Genomic DNA, 16,448 nt, shown 5'->3' with positions numbered 1-16,448 from the left:
GATGGAAAAACAACGAGTTGATATTTTATTAGTAAAACAAGGCCTTTTCGATTCCCGCGAACAAGCAAAACGGGCCGTGATGGCTGGTGAAATTTTAGGAAAAAATAACGAACGCCTAGACAAACCAGGAGAAAAAATTCCCGTAACGACAACGTTGCATATGAAGGGTCATAAAATGCCATATGTAAGTCGTGGTGGCTTAAAGCTCGCCAAGGCATTGAAAGTCTTTAACATTAGCGTTAAAGATAAAACTGTGTTAGATATTGGTTCTTCAACTGGTGGCTTTACCGATGTGATGTTGCAGAATGGGGCAAAGTTGAGTTATGCCCTTGATGTGGGGACTAACCAATTAGTTTGGCAGCTTCGCGAAGATCCACGAGTAGTTGTGATGGAGCAGACCAACTTCCGGTATAGTAAGTTAGCAGATTTTGAACAAGGTCAGCCAGAATTCGCCTCGATTGACGTTTCCTTTATTTCTTTGCGCTTAATTCTTCCGCCATTAGCTAATATTCTTATTCCAGGTGGTGAAGTTGTTGCCCTAATCAAGCCACAGTTTGAAGCGGGCAGAGACAAAGTCGGTAAGCACGGGATTGTTAAGGATCATGCGGTTCATAAAGAAGTCCTCGAAGATGTATTAGCTTTTGCACAAGAAGATGGCTTCGATGTTCTTAATTTAGATTTCTCACCGATTAAGGGTGGTCAGGGAAATATTGAATTTCTTGTACACTTGAAATTACGTGATGAGCAAGGAAAAATTGCAGATCAAGTCAATATTGATCAAGTATTAGCACGTGCTGACGAAGAACTTAACCATAAGGAGTGAAAATAAATGAAGAAGGTTGAGCGTCAACAATTAATTCGCGAAATTATCGCTAAAAGTCAAATTGAACGACAAGATGATTTAGTTGCCGCATTAAAAGAAAAAGATGTTTATGCGACCCAAGCAACGATTTCTCGTGACATTAAAGAATTACAATTAGTTAAGGTTCCTGCTAATGATGGTGGTTACCGCTATGCATTACCTGCGCAGGGGAATATTGATAACCAGACGCGGTTAAGTACTGAGTTATCAAATAATATGGTTTCTTTAGAACGACAAGAGCAGTTTCTCTCAATTGTAATGCGTCCAGGAAATGGTCCAGTAATGGCTAGTCTGATTCGCCAATTAGAGATTGACGATGTCTTTTCGGTAATTGGTGATGATGCTGGGGTCTTGATTGTTTGTCGTTCAACCGATGCGGCAATTAATGTCGAAAAAATGTTTCGAAATTTAATAAATTAAGGGTGACTAAATGTTACAGGAACTAACAATTGATAATTTGGCAATCATTAAACACCTTTCGTTAGACTTTTCTGATCACATGACAGTTCTGACTGGTGAAACAGGTGCCGGAAAATCAATCATTATTGATGCGGTTGGATTACTTGCTGGAGGAAGAGGCTCACAAGAATATATTCGTCGTGGTGCGGATAAACTTTCTCTCCAGGGTCAATTTGCCCTCCCTCAGGATCCAGAATTTAATGAATTGTTGGATTCACTTGGAATTGATCATGAAGACGGAATCCTAATCATTTCCCGAGAGATCTATCGTCGTGGCCGAAACGTGATCCGGGTTAATGGCCAATTAATCAATACTGCAACATTGCGACAAATTGGTTCCCGATTAGTTGATATTCAAGGTCAGAACGAACACCAGTTATTATTACAGCCGGAAATGCATTTGGGGATGCTGGATCAATTTGCCCATAACGATATTCAAGAATTGTTGGATCGTTATCGGGTAGAATATCAGGATTATATGAAATTAAAGGCTGCCGTTAGTAAGAAACAAAATAATGAGCAGCAGTGGGCACAAAGATTGGATATGCTCCGTTATCAAGTAAAAGAAATTTCAGAGGCTAACCTAAAAGTCGATGAGGAAGAGCAACTAACGAGTGAACGTGATCGGTTAGAACACTTCCAACAAATTAATAACTCTTTGCAACAGGCTATGACGGTCTTTAATGGTAGCGATCAAGGCGCAGTCCTTGATCAAATTGCCACCGTGATGAATTCAATTAATGAGATTGCCGAATTTGATGATGCTTATGATTCATTGAGCAAATCGTTAAATGACGCTTACTATGCTCTTCAAGATGTAGCAACAGAGGCCAGCCACCAGCTTGATCTCCTGGAATTTGATGATAATCGTCTTGAAGAAATTGATCAGCGACTAACTACAATTGGCGATTTGGAGCATAAATATGGTGATAGTGTTAAGGATGTCCTTGATTATTACGCTAAAATTAAACAGGAACTCGATTCAATGGAAGAGGCAGCAGATTCAAATAGTGATTTAGAAGAACGGCTATCAACTGCTGAGGAAAAGTTAACTAAAACGGGTCAACAATTAAGCCAAATTCGCCAACAGGCTGCCCACCAGTTAACAAAACTTGTTCATCAACAATTGAAAGAATTGTATATGGATAAGGCAGTCTTTGAGGTTCATTTTGCTAAGCAGTCTCGTCCCCACTTTACCCCAACAGGAATTGATGAGGTTGAATTTTACATTCAAACTAATCCTGGAGAAACGATGGGCCCATTAGCAAGGATTGCTTCTGGTGGTGAACTTTCGCGGGTAATGCTAGCTCTCAAAACAATCTTTGCGCAAAACGAGGGTGTAACAAGTATTATTTTTGATGAGGTTGATACTGGAGTGAGTGGCCGGGTTGCACAATCAATCGCGGATAAAATTAAGGTGATTGCTGATAAGTCACAGGTTCTTTGCATAACCCACTTACCGCAGGTTGCTGCGGTTGCCCAACACCATTTCTTAATTCAAAAGCATGTTAAGGACGAACGAACAACAACGATGGTAACAATTCTTGATGAAACTCAACGAGTAAATGAATTAGCACGAATGCTTTCAGGCGAGAAAGTAACAAAGCTAACAAAAGAGCATGCTCAAGAATTATTAAAGATGGCTCAGGAATAAAAGGGAGTGAGACAGAACTAGCTTGCTAGTTCGTTTTTCGACGCGAAGCTAGCCTCTGGGACCCCCCGCAAGCACAAAGAGGCTCTAGTGTTCGGAAAATCCGAACACTAGAGCCCCTTTGTGTACTGCGCTGTAGTATTTTCAACTGTGTAGATAACTTATATCATAGCTTCCTTTTTTATTTCTTAGTCTAATTAAATATTTGCAATATAACGTATTTGGTTAATACCAACAACGTAGCTAACGTTATGGCTTTGAATTAAATACCGCTTATCCCCAATTTTCTTAACGGTACCACGGACATTAACTGGGTACCCAGCGTTATTAACTGGCATTAATTGGACAAGAACCTTAATCCCGCTGTTAATTGTCCTTTCCAAGAATGAGAGGCGTTGTTTTATCGGTTGGGGAGTTAGTAATTTAATTTGTTCTTTTTGAACTGAAAAGTCATTTTCAAGGAGTTGTTGTAATTTCTTATTAAGAAAAGTTGATGTTGATTTGAATATAGATTGTTCCATTTGCATTTCAAGCATCTCCGAACGTTTGTTTGTGGTTATAGTATACGAACAAACGTTCAAAAATGCAATAGTCAATTTAAAAATTGCCTTACCGGAATAGTTGATTTTAGAATTCATTTAGTGCATTATAGTAATAATACGTTATATTTGGATAGGAGTATCAGCATGGCAAAAAGGGGAATGTTAATCGTACTTTCTGGTCCCTCTGGTGTAGGTAAAGGAACAGTACGTAAAGCGATTTTTGATTCCAATGATAATGATTTTCAATATTCTATTTCGATGACAACACGGAAGCCACGTCCTGGTGAAAAAAATGGTGTTGACTATTACTTTGTTTCAAAGGAAGAATTCGAACATGAAATTCAAACTGGTGGAATGCTTGAATATGCAAAGTATGTTGACAACTATTATGGGACCCCATTAAAATATGTTAATGAGACCTTAGATTCTGGGAAAGACGTTTTCCTTGAAATCGAAGTTAACGGTGCGATGCAAGTTCGTTCAAAGTGCCCAGATGGTGTTTTCATTTTCTTAACACCACCTGATTTGGATGAATTGAAGCAACGTTTAATTCACCGTGGTACTGATAGTATGGAAGTTATTAACAAGCGGATTCGGAAAGCCTTTGATGAAATTCGGATGATGCAAAATTACGATTACGCAGTTGTTAATGACGAAGTTCCAAATGCTGTTGCTAAAATTAAGGACATTATCCGTACAGAACGGCTTCGGGTTAACCGAGTAATGCCACGATATCTTGAAATGTTAGGAGATTCAGCACAATGATTCTTTTTCCATCAGTTGATGAATTGTTAAAGCGGATTGATTCCCGTTACTCTTTAGTGATGCTCGCAAGTAAGCGTGCTCACGAATTGGAGCAGGGTTCCGCACCACTACTTGATCATTACTACTCAAGTAAGCCAGTAGGTAAGGCATTGGAAGAAATTGAAGCCGACAAGGTTACAATTGATCCAGATCACTTTGAAGACCTACAAGATTAGTTTTGAGTAGCTAATATTAAATTGAAGCATTCGTAATTTCTAGATGATTTATTCTCTGAGGTTACGGGTGCTTTTCTTTTATGGATAGTTATTCGGGCAGTAGTAAGGGAAAAGTGGCTCGAGAATGATATAATCGATTTTGGATTTGAAATTTGGAGGGTGTGAAATGGCAAAAATAGCGGTATACATGACGGGAGGGATCGCTCTTTACAAGGGAATTGAGGTAATTCGTTCTTTAGAAAAAGACGGTCACCAGATCCGGGTAGCAATGACCACGTCTGCAACAAAATTAATTGCTCCTGCAACATTACATGCGTTAACTCACGAACCCGTACTAACGACATTGTGGGAGCAAAGCAATTCTCCTGTTCCCCACATTGAACTTGCGGATTGGTCTGATTTTGCGATTGTGTTGCCCGCAACAGCTAATATTATTGGCAAAATGGCAAACGGGATTGCTGATGATGCGGTCTCAACCACTCTTTTGGCTACTGCAGCGCCAAAAATTGTTATTCCAGCAATGAACACCCATATGTGGGAAAATCCAGCTGTCCAGCGAAATATTGCTCAGTTAAAGCGAGATGGAGTGAGAGCTATAGAACCGGCGACGGGGATGCTTGCTGAAGGTTATGAAGGGAAAGGACGACTTCCAGAGCCAAATGAAATCATCAATCAATTACGTCTAATTATTAATGGCTCAGACAGAAGTCTCCTTTCCGGTAAACATCTTCTCATTACTGCCGGGGGAACCCGTGAAGCAATTGATCCGGTTCGCTTTATTGGAAACCGTTCTTCCGGAAAAATGGGGATCGCGATTGCCGAAGCAGCTGCCCATGCCGGTGCACATGTTGAGTTAATTCTTGGGCAAATTACGGTTCCACAACCAGTAAATAATCAGATCGAAATTTACCGCGTTGAAAGCACTGAGGAGATGCAAGCAATGGTGACAAAGCTGTTTCCTGCATCTGATATTTTGATTATGGCAGCAGCTGTTGCTGATTTTCGGCCAGTTCAAATTGCTGGTCAAAAGATAAAGAAGCAACCCGGACAGGAAGAGTTGGGACTGCAATTGGTAAAAACAACAGATATTCTTAAGACAACAGCCGCAAAGAAACGTTCCAACCAGTTTGTAGTTGGCTTTGCTGCTGAGACCGATTCTTTATTGCAGAATGCTAATAAGAAACTAGAAAGTAAGAACGCTGACTTGATTATTGCAAATAGTGTTGCTGGTAATGATAGCGCCTTTGGGAGCGATTTAGATCAAGTCACAATTTTGCAATTAGGTGCATCGCCAATCAAGTGGCCGAAAATGACAAAGAAGGAAGTAGCGACAAAGCTAATTCAGTTACTTGCTACAAAGATAAAGTAAGGTGAAATATGTGGCACAGTTAGCACAAGTAATTGTTGATGTTCCCACAATGCAAACAAACCAGCCTTACACATACCAAGTTCCCCCTCGACTTGAAAACCAGATTCAACTGGGGATGAGGGTTATCGTTCCCTTTGGTAATGGAAAACGGCAGGTTCAGGGATTTGTTGTGGGGTTAGATCAGCCAACAAAGTATGATGGTCAATTAAAAGCAATCAGTGCCTTGATGGATCTTCAACCGGTAATTAATGACGAATTATTAAGATTGAGTAAGTGGCTTGCTGACCAAACCTATGCTTTTTGGATTTCTAGTATTTATACAATGCTTCCTAATATGCTAAAAGCTAAGTCTACGCGGATAGTGCGGATAATTGATGAGGTTGACGAGCAGACCGTCTTTGATATTTTTCATGGTAAAAACGAACTTGATTTTGCAACAGTACAATCTAATCCACAAATTGTTAGTCGTTTACTTAAATTACAAAGACAAAAAAAGGTACGATTTGAATATGTAGTAGCGGATAAGGCTAAACCCAAAACGACGGTTGGTATTCAACCACAATTGGACTTTGAAGGACTCGAGGAAGCACGAACTTCACTTCATCCAAATGCCCATGCGCAGAATCGCCTTTTGTCTTACCTTCAAAGTATTGTTGGCAAGACAGTCAAACAAACGGATGCTGAAAAAGTTAGTGGATTGAAGGCGGCAACATTTAATGTTGGTGTTCAAAAAGGGTGGTTAGCAAAAGTACCGGTTGAAGTATATCGAACTCCTCATAGTCAGGAAAATTTGCCTGATGATGAACACCTTTCGAAGCCTTTAGAGTTGAACGATGAACAGCAAGTAGCGGTTAATAAAATCGATCAGGCCATTGATGATTCTCAAAGTCAGGTCTTTCTTTTAGAGGGAGTTACTGGTAGTGGAAAAACTGAAGTCTACCTGCAATCAATTGCTAGAGCGCTCCAAAATCATAAAACAGCATTGATGCTTGTTCCGGAAATTTCGTTAACTGCCCAAATTGTTAACCGGGTTCGTCGCCGTTTTGGTTCAAAGGTTGCGGTTCTTCATAGTGGTCTCTCTAACGGTGAGCGTTTTGATGAGTGGCGACGTATCGAACGCGGAGAGGCTAAAGTGGTAGTTGGGGCGCGGTCCGCGATTTTTGCTCCATTAAAAGATCTAGGAATTATTATTCTTGATGAAGAGCATGAATCAAGCTACAAGCAGGATGAGTCACCGAGATATCATGCTCGAGAAGTTGCTAAATGGCGGGGAAAGTATAATAATACTCCCGTTGTTCTTGGTTCTGCCACCCCAAGCTTAGAAAGTCGCGCACGGGCAATGAAGGGAGTTTACCAGCTTCTTTTGCTAAAACACCGGGTAAATAAGCAGCCGCTACCGCCAATCCAGGTAGTTGATATGCGTCCTGAAATTAAGGAACGCGGAGAGAGTAATTTTTCTCGAGAACTATTAGTAAAATTAACGGACCGCTTGGCAAGAAATGAACAAAGTATATTGATGCTTAATCGGAGAGGCTTTTCCTCGTTTATGATGTGTCGTGACTGTGGGGAAGTCCTGAAATGTCCTAATTGTGACATTTCTTTAACTCTTCATTTAGATAGTCACACGATGAAGTGTCATTATTGTGGGCATGAGGAACCAATTCCACGCTATTGCCCAAATTGTGGTAGCTGTGAAATTCGTTATTATGGAACTGGAACCGAAAAAGTCGAGCAGGAGTTAAGTCGCCTGATTCCTAATGCGCGGATTATACGGATGGATGTTGATACCACAAGACGTAAGGGGATGCATGAAAAACTTTTACGGCAGTTTGGTCAACACCAAGCAGATATTCTTTTAGGAACCCAGATGATCGCAAAGGGACTAGATTTCCCTAATGTGACTTTGGTGGGGGTCCTTAATGCTGATACTGGCCTAGGATTGCCGGATTTTCGGTCAAGTGAGCGAACTTTTGATTTATTAAGTCAGGTGAGTGGTCGGGCTGGTCGGGCTGACAAAAAGGGAGAGGTAATTATCCAAACCTATAACCCAGACCATTATGCAATTCGATTAGCACAGCAAAATGACTATGAAGCATTTTTTAAACAGGAAATGGCATTGCGTCATCAAGCGAGTTACCCACCCTACTACTTTACGATTCGGATTATGGCGAGTCATGAAGAAGAGGCAGTGGCCGCCCGTGCGATGACGAAGATTAAGCAAGAATTGGTTGATAATTTAATGCCATCAACGATTATTCTTGGTCCGACGCCAAGAGCAATTGCGCGAATGAAGCGCCGTTATTATTATCAGATTGTAATCAAATATAAGCAGGATCGACGATTGCACTCAACTTTACAAAGAATTCTTCAAGAAACTCAAAGTAAAGGACGAGCGGACGTCCAGGTCTCAATTGATCCTGATCCACAATATTTTATGTAAATGAAAGGATGACGTACTTATGTCAACATCAATCGTATTTATGGGAACTCCAGAATTTGCAGTACCAATTTTACAAAGCCTTATTGACACACCTGAATATGACGTTCGGGCTGTTTTGACTCAACCAGATCACCGGGTTGGTCGTAAGCATATTTTGACTCCTTCACCAGTAAAGAAGTTAGCCGTAGAAAACCAAATTAAAGTTTTGCAACCAGCTAAATTAGGTGGGAGTGAGGAAATGGCAGAGATCATTGAAATGCAACCGGATCTTTTGATTACGGCTGCTTATGGCCAATTCTTGCCAACTAAGTTATTAGATGCTGCCCAAATTGCTGCAATTAACGTTCACGGTTCGCTATTGCCTAAGTATCGTGGTGGTGCACCAGTCCAATATTCAATTATTAATGGTGATAAGGAAACCGGGATCACGATTATGTACATGGTAAAGAAGATGGATGCCGGAGACATGATTTCTCAACGTTCAATTCCGATCGAACCTGATGATGATAACGGGACGATGTTTAAGAAATTGAGTATTCTTGGAAGGGATCTCTTATTAGAAACATTGCCTGACCTAATTAGTGGTAATGTTCATCCGCAAAAGCAGGATCCCGAGAAGGTTACTTTTTCACCAAATATTTCTAGTGCTCAAGAACAAATTGATTACACAATGGCAGCTGACAAAATTGATGACAAGGTCCGTGGATTACGTCCGGCCCCAATTGCTAATATGAAAATTGATGGTTTGCGGACGAAAATTTACGATGTTACTCCCTTAGATGAGAAGACAAGTCTGGAACCAGGAAAAGTTGTTCGGGTTGATAAACACCACCTTGTAATTGCTGCTGGTAATGGAACAACTTACCAGATTAACGAATTAAAACCTGCTGGTAAGCAAAAGATGAATATTACTGCTTATTTAAACGGTCACCAAAACATTAAAGAAGGGATGCAAGTGGTAACTGATGACTAAGTTTACCCCACATAATGCTCGAGAATTAGCCTTTACTTCTCTAGAACGGGTGAGTAAAACACGGGCATATTCGAATTTACAAGTTGATGAAACACTTCGGCGACATGAATTGAGCCCTGCAGATCGGCGACTAGTAACAACGATTGTTTATGGCACTCTTCAGCACCAGCTTACTTTGGAATACTGGTTAAAGTCATTAACTCCTGGTAAAAAGTTAGATTCATGGGTTGAAACTCTTTTATTAACGGCACTTTACCAATTCCATTATTTAGAGCGAGTTCCTAACTGGGCGATTACTGATGAAACAATCAAGATTGCTAAACGACGTGGAAATCCGGGAATAAGGAAATTTGTTACTGGGGTTCTTCATTCTGCGTTACGAAATGGTTTTCCTGATTTTTCTGAAATTAAGCCCCTTTCAAAGCAACTTGCACTTACAGCTAGTGTGCCTCAATGGCTGGTTGAAACACTTATTAATGAGAATGGCGAGCAGGTTACTAAGGAGATCCTTCGGGCGATTAATGATCCAGCACACGTTTCAATTCGAATCAACACTAAAAAAAGCGATTTGAAGACTGTGAAGGAACAGTTAAGCGAAGAAGGGATCGAGACTGATGAGAGTCGTGTTGCGGCTAATGCCCTAGTTGTAACTTCGGGTAATGTTGTTAATTCTTCATTATTGAAAAACGGTACCATTACAATTCAGGATGAAAGTGCAATGCTAGCAGTTGAAAGCATGGATCTAAAACCACAATTTAAAGTTTTAGATGCCTGTGCGGCGCCTGGTGGAAAAACAGTACAAATTGCTGAACAGCTTTCATCTGAACAAGGTGGTGAAGTTGTTGCACTAGATATTCACCAACATAAGGTTCGACTAATTGGAAAAAATGCTCAACGGATGGGTGTTGAAGGAGAAGTTTCTCCATTGGCACTGGATGCCCGGAAAGTTACTGAACGATTTAACGATGAGGAATTTGATCGAATCCTTGTTGATGCCCCATGTAGTGGGATTGGCTTGTTACGGCGTAAACCAGAAATTCGATACACAAAAACTGCACAGGATAGTCAACAACTACATAAAATTCAGTTGGCAATTTTAAATGCGGTTGCCCCAAAAGTAAAAAAAGGCGGTATAATTACTTTTAGCACGTGCACAATTTTGCGGGAAGAAAATGACCATACTGTTCATGAATTCCTGCAGAATCATCCAGAATTTAAACTGGAGCGGACAAAGACTGCACGGGCGATTAAGGACGATCGAGATTCGGCAACCTTGACAATTATGCCGAGCGATTACGATTCCGATGGCTTCTTTATTAGTAGCCTTAAGCGAAATCTGTAGAAGGGAAAAGCATTATTTATGAAAGTTGCTTATCAAACAGATATTGGTCATCTACGGAAAGAAAATCAGGATCGGGTAGCTAAGTTTACTGCTCCTGATGGAACTATCTTGGTGGTCGTTGCCGATGGAATCGGTGGTAGCCGGGGCGGCGATGTTGCGGCACAGGTTACTGTTGATCACCTTGGTCGTCAATTCCAAGCGGCCTCACCAAACTCATCACTGGAAGCAATTCGGTGGTTCGCACGTGAGGTCCAATTAATCAACGACGAAATCTTAAAAAAATCAAAGAAGAACCCAAAGTATCAGGGAATGGGCACTACCTTGGTTGCCGCCATTATTTTTGAGCAGGCAATGGTAGTGGCTAATATCGGTGATAGTCGGGGATATGTCCTCCACGGTGATTTGTTAACGCAGGTCACGATCGACCATTCATTAGTGAACGAACTGGTCAAGCATGGCGACATTACAGAAGAAGAAGCCCGGAATTATCCACAAAACAACATAATTACTCGTGCTATTGGGGCATCAGCTGATGCAAGGATCGAAGTCAACCGCTTTGAGATTGCTCCTGGTGACCAAATTTTGTTGTGCACTGATGGTTTATCCAAGATGGTTACTCGAGAGCAAATGAAAAAGATGCTAGAATCCGAACTCTCGGTAGCAGAAAAGTGTTCGCAACTGGTTAAGATGGCAAATGATGCTGGTGGACTAGATAATATCACTGTCCTGATTGGGTTGGTAGAAGACCAGGAGGGGTAGTAAATGAATCCTGGATATAAGATCGGTAAACGATACAGGATTATTCGCACGCTTGGTGAAGGCGGAATGGCGAATGTTTATTTAGCGTATGATGAACTTCTCGATCGCAAAGTATCAGTTAAGTTACTTCGCCTTGATTTACGGGATGATCCAAATACGCAACGTCGCTTTGAACGCGAAGCAATGGCGGCGACCCAATTAAACGATCCCCATATTGTTGGGGTTTACGACATTGGTGAAGATCATGGAATGCAGTTTATGGTAATGCAATACGTTAAGGGGACTGACCTGAAGGCGTATATTAAGAAAAATTTTCCGATCCCATTACCACAAGTTGTTGATATTATGGAACAAGTGTTATCGGCGGTTCAGACTGCCCATGATCATGGAATTATTCACCGCGATTTAAAACCGCAAAATATTTTAATTGATGAAAATAAGAATATTAAGATTACTGACTTTGGGATTGCAGTTGCAGCTTACCAGGACTCATTAACACAGACAAATACGTTGATGGGTTCTGTTCATTATCTTTCTCCAGAGCAGGCACGGGGAAGTATTGCCACTAAGCAGTCTGATATCTACTCTTTAGGGATTATTTTGTATGAATTACTAACGGGGAAAGTGCCGTTTGAAGGAGAAACAGCTGTTTCAATCGCCCTCAAACACTTTAAAGAAAACATTCCATCAGTTCGTAATTTTAATCGGGATATTCCACAAGCATTAGAGAATGTAGTGATTAAAGCTACTGCTAAGAACCCGGCAGAACGATATCAATCAGCTGCTGCAATGGCGGCCGATTTAAAGACAGCATTAGATCCGACAAGAAAAAATGAACCACGACTTGAGCTTAACGATGAAGATGATGGTGAAACGAAAGTGATTGACTTGCCGAAACATCACGATAAGCAAGAATCACAGGATGCTGAAAAGCAACCTAAAAATGAACCTGAATCTTTCTGGCATCGTTATAAAAAGTATCTTTCGTTAGGAATTGGAATTGCTGTTTTGATTGTTGTTTGTAGCAGTGGTTGGTGGTTCTTTGGCCGAACTGTTGTAATGCCAGATGTGGATGGTCAAAGTGCTGTAAAAGCAGAGCAGACACTCCACAAGCATAATTTACGGGTTGGAAATATTACTCGCGGTTATGACCCGAATGTGCCAAAAAATCATGTGATCAGTAGCTCACCAAATGGTAGCGATAAAGCACGAATTAATAGTTATGTTGATCTAAAGGTGAGTCAAGGCGTCAAGCAAATGACAATGGCTGATTATGTTGGCTCTGATTATGATGATGTTGCAAGTAGTCTCCGGGCGAAAGGCTTTCACGTTGAACAAGTTAAAGTCCATTCAGAAACGGTTGATCCTGGACAGATAATGAAACAGAATTATGCGAAAGGAAAGACAGTTGCTACAGCTGCCCATACCATTCGCTTTGAAGTGAGTGCTGGAAAACCACAGATTAAAATTCCTGATTTTAAAAACCAAGATATTAGTGTTGTTCAGGAATTTGCTAATGAGCATAACTTACAATTAACCACTCAAGAAAAGACATCTAAAACCATTGCAACTAACCACGTCATTGCGCAAACACCTAAAGCGGGATCAACATTAAGTCGTGGCGATACACTAACGGTGACCGTGGCTAACTCTGGTAATGAGACAAAGACCACTAATATTCAGATTAATATTCCGTTTGACGGTAATGGTGGTCAGCATGAAAATCGTGTTCAAGTTTATATTAAGGACGCGCAGCATAACCTAACCATGCAATATCAAGATATTACAATTAACCAAGAGACAACGATTAATGTTCCGTTTACCCTTAGACAAGGAGAAACAGGTGCTTACCGGGTTGTTCGGAATGGTCGAACAATTATGAGCGCAACGAACATTACAGCTTAAGGAGGTAAAATGTGAAACAAGGGATAATTCAACAATCATTAAGTGGCTTCTACGATATCTTAGCTGATGGTGAAATTTACCGAACACGGGCACGAGGCAATTTTCGTGCCAAAAAGATTAAGCCAATTGTTGGTGATCGGGTAGAATTTGAAGATGGATACCTGCTTCGTGTACTGCCACGAAAGAATGAACTAGTTCGTCCACCAGTGGCTAACGTTGACACTGCTGTGGTAGTGACTGCGGCCAAGAAACCAACCTTCTCAACAAATTTGTTAGATCGCCAATTGATTGCCCTTGAGGCACAAAAGATAACTCCAATAATTTACTTTTCAAAGACCGATCTTCTTGACGATGACGAGTATTCAAAACTAGAAAAAGTTGTTGCTGGTTATCTAAAAATTGGGTACCGCGTTTTCTTTAGTCGCGAAGCATTTGCACCTGAACAGCTTCAACAGCTTAAAGAGCTTTTGCAGGGTCAGATTGTTACGATGATGGGACAAACAGGTGCTGGGAAATCAACGTTATTAAATCATCTTGCCCCCGGCTTAGACCTTGCAACAGGAGAAATCTCAACTGCATTAAAGCGGGGACGACACACGACGCGGAAAGTCAGCTTGATAAATGTTGCTGGTGCTTGGATTGCTGATACGCCTGGTTTTTCTTCATACGAAACTTTTGATATGACGGTTGAAGAGTTACCTAACCTTTTTCTCGAAATGAAGGGCTTAGCGCGAGAATGTAAGTTTCGTGGTTGCCTTCACTTAAAAGAACCTCAATGTGCGGTTAAAGATGCAGTAAAAAATGGTATAATCATGGAAAGTCGGTATGACAATTACGTTCAATTTCATAACTTGATTGCCAATCAAAAACCTGACTATGGTAAGAATAGGAAATGAGGGATTGATAAAATGATTAAAGTAGCACCTTCGATTCTCAGTGCTGATTATGTTAACTTACAAAAGGATATTGAAAAGGTAGACAAAGCTGGTGCTGAATACCTCCACATTGATGTAATGGATGGTTCATTTGTACCAAGCATTTCTTATGGACCTGGCTTTGTAAAGGCAATTCGTCCAATTACAAAGATGGTTCTTGACTGTCACCTAATGGTCCAAAAACCTGAGCACATTTTACCTGCATTTATTGATGCTGGTGCCGATATTATTGGGGTACAGGTAGAAGCAACCCAACATATTCACCGGGCACTACAAATTATTAAGAATGGTGGGGTAAAGGCAGAAGTTGTCATTAACCCGGGTACACCTGTAGCGATGATTGAACCGGTTTTACATATGGTTGACCAAGTTTTAGTAATGACTGTTAATCCAGGATTCGGTGGTCAAAAGTTCCTTCCTGAGACTGTTGAAAAGATTGCTAAACTTAACCAGATTAAGAAGAATAAGGGTTACAATTTCGATATTGAAATTGACGGTGGGGTAAATAATCAAACCGTTGTTGATTGTTATAACGCTGGAGCAACAGTAGCAGTTGCTGGTTCATACGTTTATAACGCTGATGATCCTGCTGGACGGATTCAAGCATTAAAGGATGCAACTAAATAAACTAGTAAAAGCATCGGGTGACATTTTAGTCAGCGGTGCTTTTCTTTTAAGGAGAGGTCAATGCGAGTAAATATTATGGTAGGGGGACCAAAAGACTTAATTCCCTTAGAGGAAGTTCGGGCTCGTAAGAACGAGAAATGGCTGGGTGTCGATATTGGGGCAACTCGTCTCCTTAAAGAAGGAATAATTCCGGTAGCTGCGATCGGTGACTTTGACTCGACAAATGACCAGCAATTTAAACGAGTAAGAAAGATGATTAATAATATTCGGCTATTTCCACCAGAAAAAGACTATACTGATACCCAACTTGGTGTGAAGAACGCAATTGAACTTTACCACCCAGATAAGATCTCAATCTTTGGGGCCACTGGTGGTCGGCTAGATCAATATTTAAGTAACCTTTTTTTACCGTTAGAAGAAGGTTTTCGCGACTACCTTGAAAAAATTCAGTTTATTGATAAGCAAAACATTGTTGATTACTATTTGCCGGGGGAATATGAACTTAGTATTCAACCTGGTTTTAAATATTTAGCATTTGTTAACTTAACTCCAGTGGTTGGCTTAACACTAGTTGATGAAAAATATCCATTGAATAATTGGAATTCGACGATGCCTTTCTGTTGGTCGAGCAATGAATTTAATGGTGAACGAAATCATTTCAGCTTTAAGTCAGGGATAGTAGCCGTCATTAAGTCACGTGATCTGGTAGCTAAATAGCCTGTCAAGGAAATTTACTTGAAAGAAAACTATTGCATTGTCACCCAGCCTATGGTAAATTGTTTAAGTGAGTTATAGCGCAGATGCGTAAAAACGAAAAAACATAGATGAGAAGAGGAGGGTACCACCAATGGCTAAAGATTTTATCAACGGTAAACGGACACGCTTTGGTAACAAGCGTTCTCACGCCCTTAACTCAAGTCGTCGTAGCTGGAAGCCTAACTTGCAAAAGGTAACCATTTTGGTTAACGGCAAGCCTAAGAAGGTTTACGTTTCAGCACGTACACTGAAGTCCGGTAAAGTGACTCGGGTTTAATTAAATCAAAAAATATGGTCGTTCAGTTTTGAACGACTTATTTTTTATTTAAAAAATAGTATATGCCCTTAACTATCATTAACCAGGCGACTTTTTTCATTTCGTCTGCTATGGTATTATTAATATGAGTTTTTAACAGTATGATTGCTGAAAATGCTTATTTTTAATGGGCATTGGTTGACCAAAATAAGGAGGCCATATAATGGCGGTTAAAATTAAAACACAATCTGGAATAATCGATATCGATAATGACGTGATTTCAGCAGTTGTTGGTGGCGCTGCTACTGATAACTATGGTGTAGTTGGAATGGCAGCACGGAATCCATTACGGGACGGTGTTAACCAAATCCTACGCCGGGAAAACTTCAGTCGTGGAGTTGTCGTTCGTCAACAAGATAACGGTGTTGCTATTGACGTTAATATCATCGTTGGCTATGGCACTAAGATCTCTGAGGTCTCAAAAAGTGTTCAATCAAAGGTAAAATATAACCTTGAATCGATGCTTGGCATTACAGCAAACTCAGTTAATGTTTGTGTTCAAGGTGTTCGGTCACTTGACGATTAATTTGCG

Annotated in this window: 17 protein-coding genes; 16 read left to right on the top strand and 1 reads right to left on the bottom strand. The window is 40.6% G+C overall.

What is annotated here, in order from left to right:
* The first annotated feature begins 1 nt into the window (after nucleotide 1).
* Genes NFR46_RS03875 through recN form a run of 3 tightly spaced genes read left to right on the top strand, consistent with a single transcriptional unit; the run spans nucleotide 2 to nucleotide 2,975 of the window.
* Nucleotides 2–823, top strand: a complete 822-nt coding sequence (locus tag NFR46_RS03875) for a TlyA family RNA methyltransferase (protein ID WP_251574880.1) — start codon at nucleotides 2–4, stop codon at nucleotides 821–823.
* Between the two features lie 6 nt (nucleotides 824–829).
* Nucleotides 830–1,282: an arginine repressor gene (locus tag NFR46_RS03870; protein ID WP_251574879.1), complete on the top strand. Its 453-nt coding sequence runs from the start codon at nucleotides 830–832 to the stop codon at nucleotides 1,280–1,282.
* Nucleotides 1,283–1,292: 10 nt separating this feature from the next.
* Nucleotides 1,293–2,975: a DNA repair protein RecN gene (gene recN, locus NFR46_RS03865; RefSeq protein ID WP_251574878.1), complete on the top strand. Its 1,683-nt coding sequence runs from the start codon at nucleotides 1,293–1,295 to the stop codon at nucleotides 2,973–2,975.
* Nucleotides 2,976–3,169: 194 nt separating this feature from the next.
* Here recN and NFR46_RS03860 read toward each other — a convergent pair whose 3' ends face one another.
* Nucleotides 3,170–3,499 (bottom strand): hypothetical protein, encoded by a 330-nt coding sequence (locus tag NFR46_RS03860; protein ID WP_251574877.1) that lies wholly within the window; start codon nucleotides 3,497–3,499, stop codon nucleotides 3,170–3,172.
* Nucleotides 3,500–3,658: 159 nt separating this feature from the next.
* Between NFR46_RS03860 and gmk the strand changes: the two genes are divergently transcribed.
* From gmk to NFR46_RS03795, 13 genes are all read left to right on the top strand, one after another.
* Nucleotides 3,659–4,279 carry a guanylate kinase gene (gene gmk, locus NFR46_RS03855; protein WP_182581587.1) on the top strand — a complete coding sequence of 207 codons (621 nt, stop codon included), beginning with the start codon at nucleotides 3,659–3,661 and terminating at the stop codon, nucleotides 4,277–4,279.
* Nucleotides 4,276–4,494 carry a DNA-directed RNA polymerase subunit omega gene (rpoZ, locus tag NFR46_RS03850; RefSeq protein ID WP_251574876.1) on the top strand — a complete coding sequence of 73 codons (219 nt, stop codon included), beginning with the start codon at nucleotides 4,276–4,278 and terminating at the stop codon, nucleotides 4,492–4,494. Before gmk ends, rpoZ begins: the two co-directional genes overlap by 4 nt.
* Before the next feature lie 166 nt (nucleotides 4,495–4,660).
* Nucleotides 4,661–5,863, top strand: a complete 1,203-nt coding sequence (gene coaBC / locus NFR46_RS03845) for a bifunctional phosphopantothenoylcysteine decarboxylase/phosphopantothenate--cysteine ligase CoaBC (RefSeq protein WP_251574875.1) — start codon at nucleotides 4,661–4,663, stop codon at nucleotides 5,861–5,863.
* A gap of 10 nt (nucleotides 5,864–5,873) precedes the next feature.
* Nucleotides 5,874–8,303, top strand: a complete 2,430-nt coding sequence (priA, locus tag NFR46_RS03840; protein ID WP_251574872.1) for a primosomal protein N' — start codon at nucleotides 5,874–5,876, stop codon at nucleotides 8,301–8,303.
* Between the two features lie 19 nt (nucleotides 8,304–8,322).
* Nucleotides 8,323–9,276, top strand: coding sequence for a methionyl-tRNA formyltransferase (gene fmt / locus NFR46_RS03835; RefSeq protein ID WP_251574871.1), 954 nt, complete (start codon nucleotides 8,323–8,325; stop codon nucleotides 9,274–9,276).
* On the top strand, nucleotides 9,266–10,618 hold the full coding sequence (gene rsmB, locus NFR46_RS03830; protein ID WP_251575078.1) for a 16S rRNA (cytosine(967)-C(5))-methyltransferase RsmB: 1,353 nt from the start codon (nucleotides 9,266–9,268) through the stop codon (nucleotides 10,616–10,618). Before fmt ends, rsmB begins: the two co-directional genes overlap by 11 nt.
* An 18-nt stretch (nucleotides 10,619–10,636) precedes the next feature.
* Complete coding sequence (locus tag NFR46_RS03825; RefSeq protein WP_251574870.1) at nucleotides 10,637–11,377, top strand: Stp1/IreP family PP2C-type Ser/Thr phosphatase; 741 nt, start codon at nucleotides 10,637–10,639, stop codon at nucleotides 11,375–11,377.
* Nucleotides 11,378–11,380: 3 nt separating this feature from the next.
* On the top strand, nucleotides 11,381–13,282 hold the full coding sequence (gene pknB / locus NFR46_RS03820) for a Stk1 family PASTA domain-containing Ser/Thr kinase (RefSeq protein ID WP_251574868.1): 1,902 nt from the start codon (nucleotides 11,381–11,383) through the stop codon (nucleotides 13,280–13,282).
* 11 nt (nucleotides 13,283–13,293) lie between these two features.
* A complete protein-coding gene (gene rsgA / locus NFR46_RS03815; RefSeq protein WP_251574866.1) occupies nucleotides 13,294–14,178 on the top strand; it encodes a ribosome small subunit-dependent GTPase A in 885 nt (294 codons plus the stop codon).
* A 12-nt stretch (nucleotides 14,179–14,190) separates the two neighbouring features.
* Complete coding sequence (rpe, locus tag NFR46_RS03810; RefSeq protein ID WP_251574858.1) at nucleotides 14,191–14,844, top strand: ribulose-phosphate 3-epimerase; 654 nt, start codon at nucleotides 14,191–14,193, stop codon at nucleotides 14,842–14,844.
* Nucleotides 14,845–14,904: 60 nt separating this feature from the next.
* Nucleotides 14,905–15,561 carry a thiamine diphosphokinase gene (locus NFR46_RS03805; protein WP_251574857.1) on the top strand — a complete coding sequence of 219 codons (657 nt, stop codon included), beginning with the start codon at nucleotides 14,905–14,907 and terminating at the stop codon, nucleotides 15,559–15,561.
* A 130-nt stretch (nucleotides 15,562–15,691) separates the two neighbouring features.
* On the top strand, nucleotides 15,692–15,877 hold the full coding sequence (gene rpmB, locus NFR46_RS03800) for a 50S ribosomal protein L28 (protein ID WP_003713527.1): 186 nt from the start codon (nucleotides 15,692–15,694) through the stop codon (nucleotides 15,875–15,877).
* Nucleotides 15,878–16,079: 202 nt separating this feature from the next.
* A complete protein-coding gene (locus tag NFR46_RS03795) occupies nucleotides 16,080–16,442 on the top strand; it encodes an Asp23/Gls24 family envelope stress response protein (protein ID WP_182583333.1) in 363 nt (120 codons plus the stop codon).
* The last annotated feature ends 6 nt before the right edge of the window (nucleotides 16,443–16,448 follow it).

The organism is Limosilactobacillus agrestimuris (genome assembly GCF_943193105.1).
In the GTDB taxonomy this organism is placed as follows: Bacteria; Bacillota; Bacilli; order Lactobacillales; family Lactobacillaceae; genus Limosilactobacillus; species Limosilactobacillus agrestimuris.
Note: the sequence above shows the minus strand (reverse complement) of the source record. Positions and strands in the feature narration are given on the sequence as shown.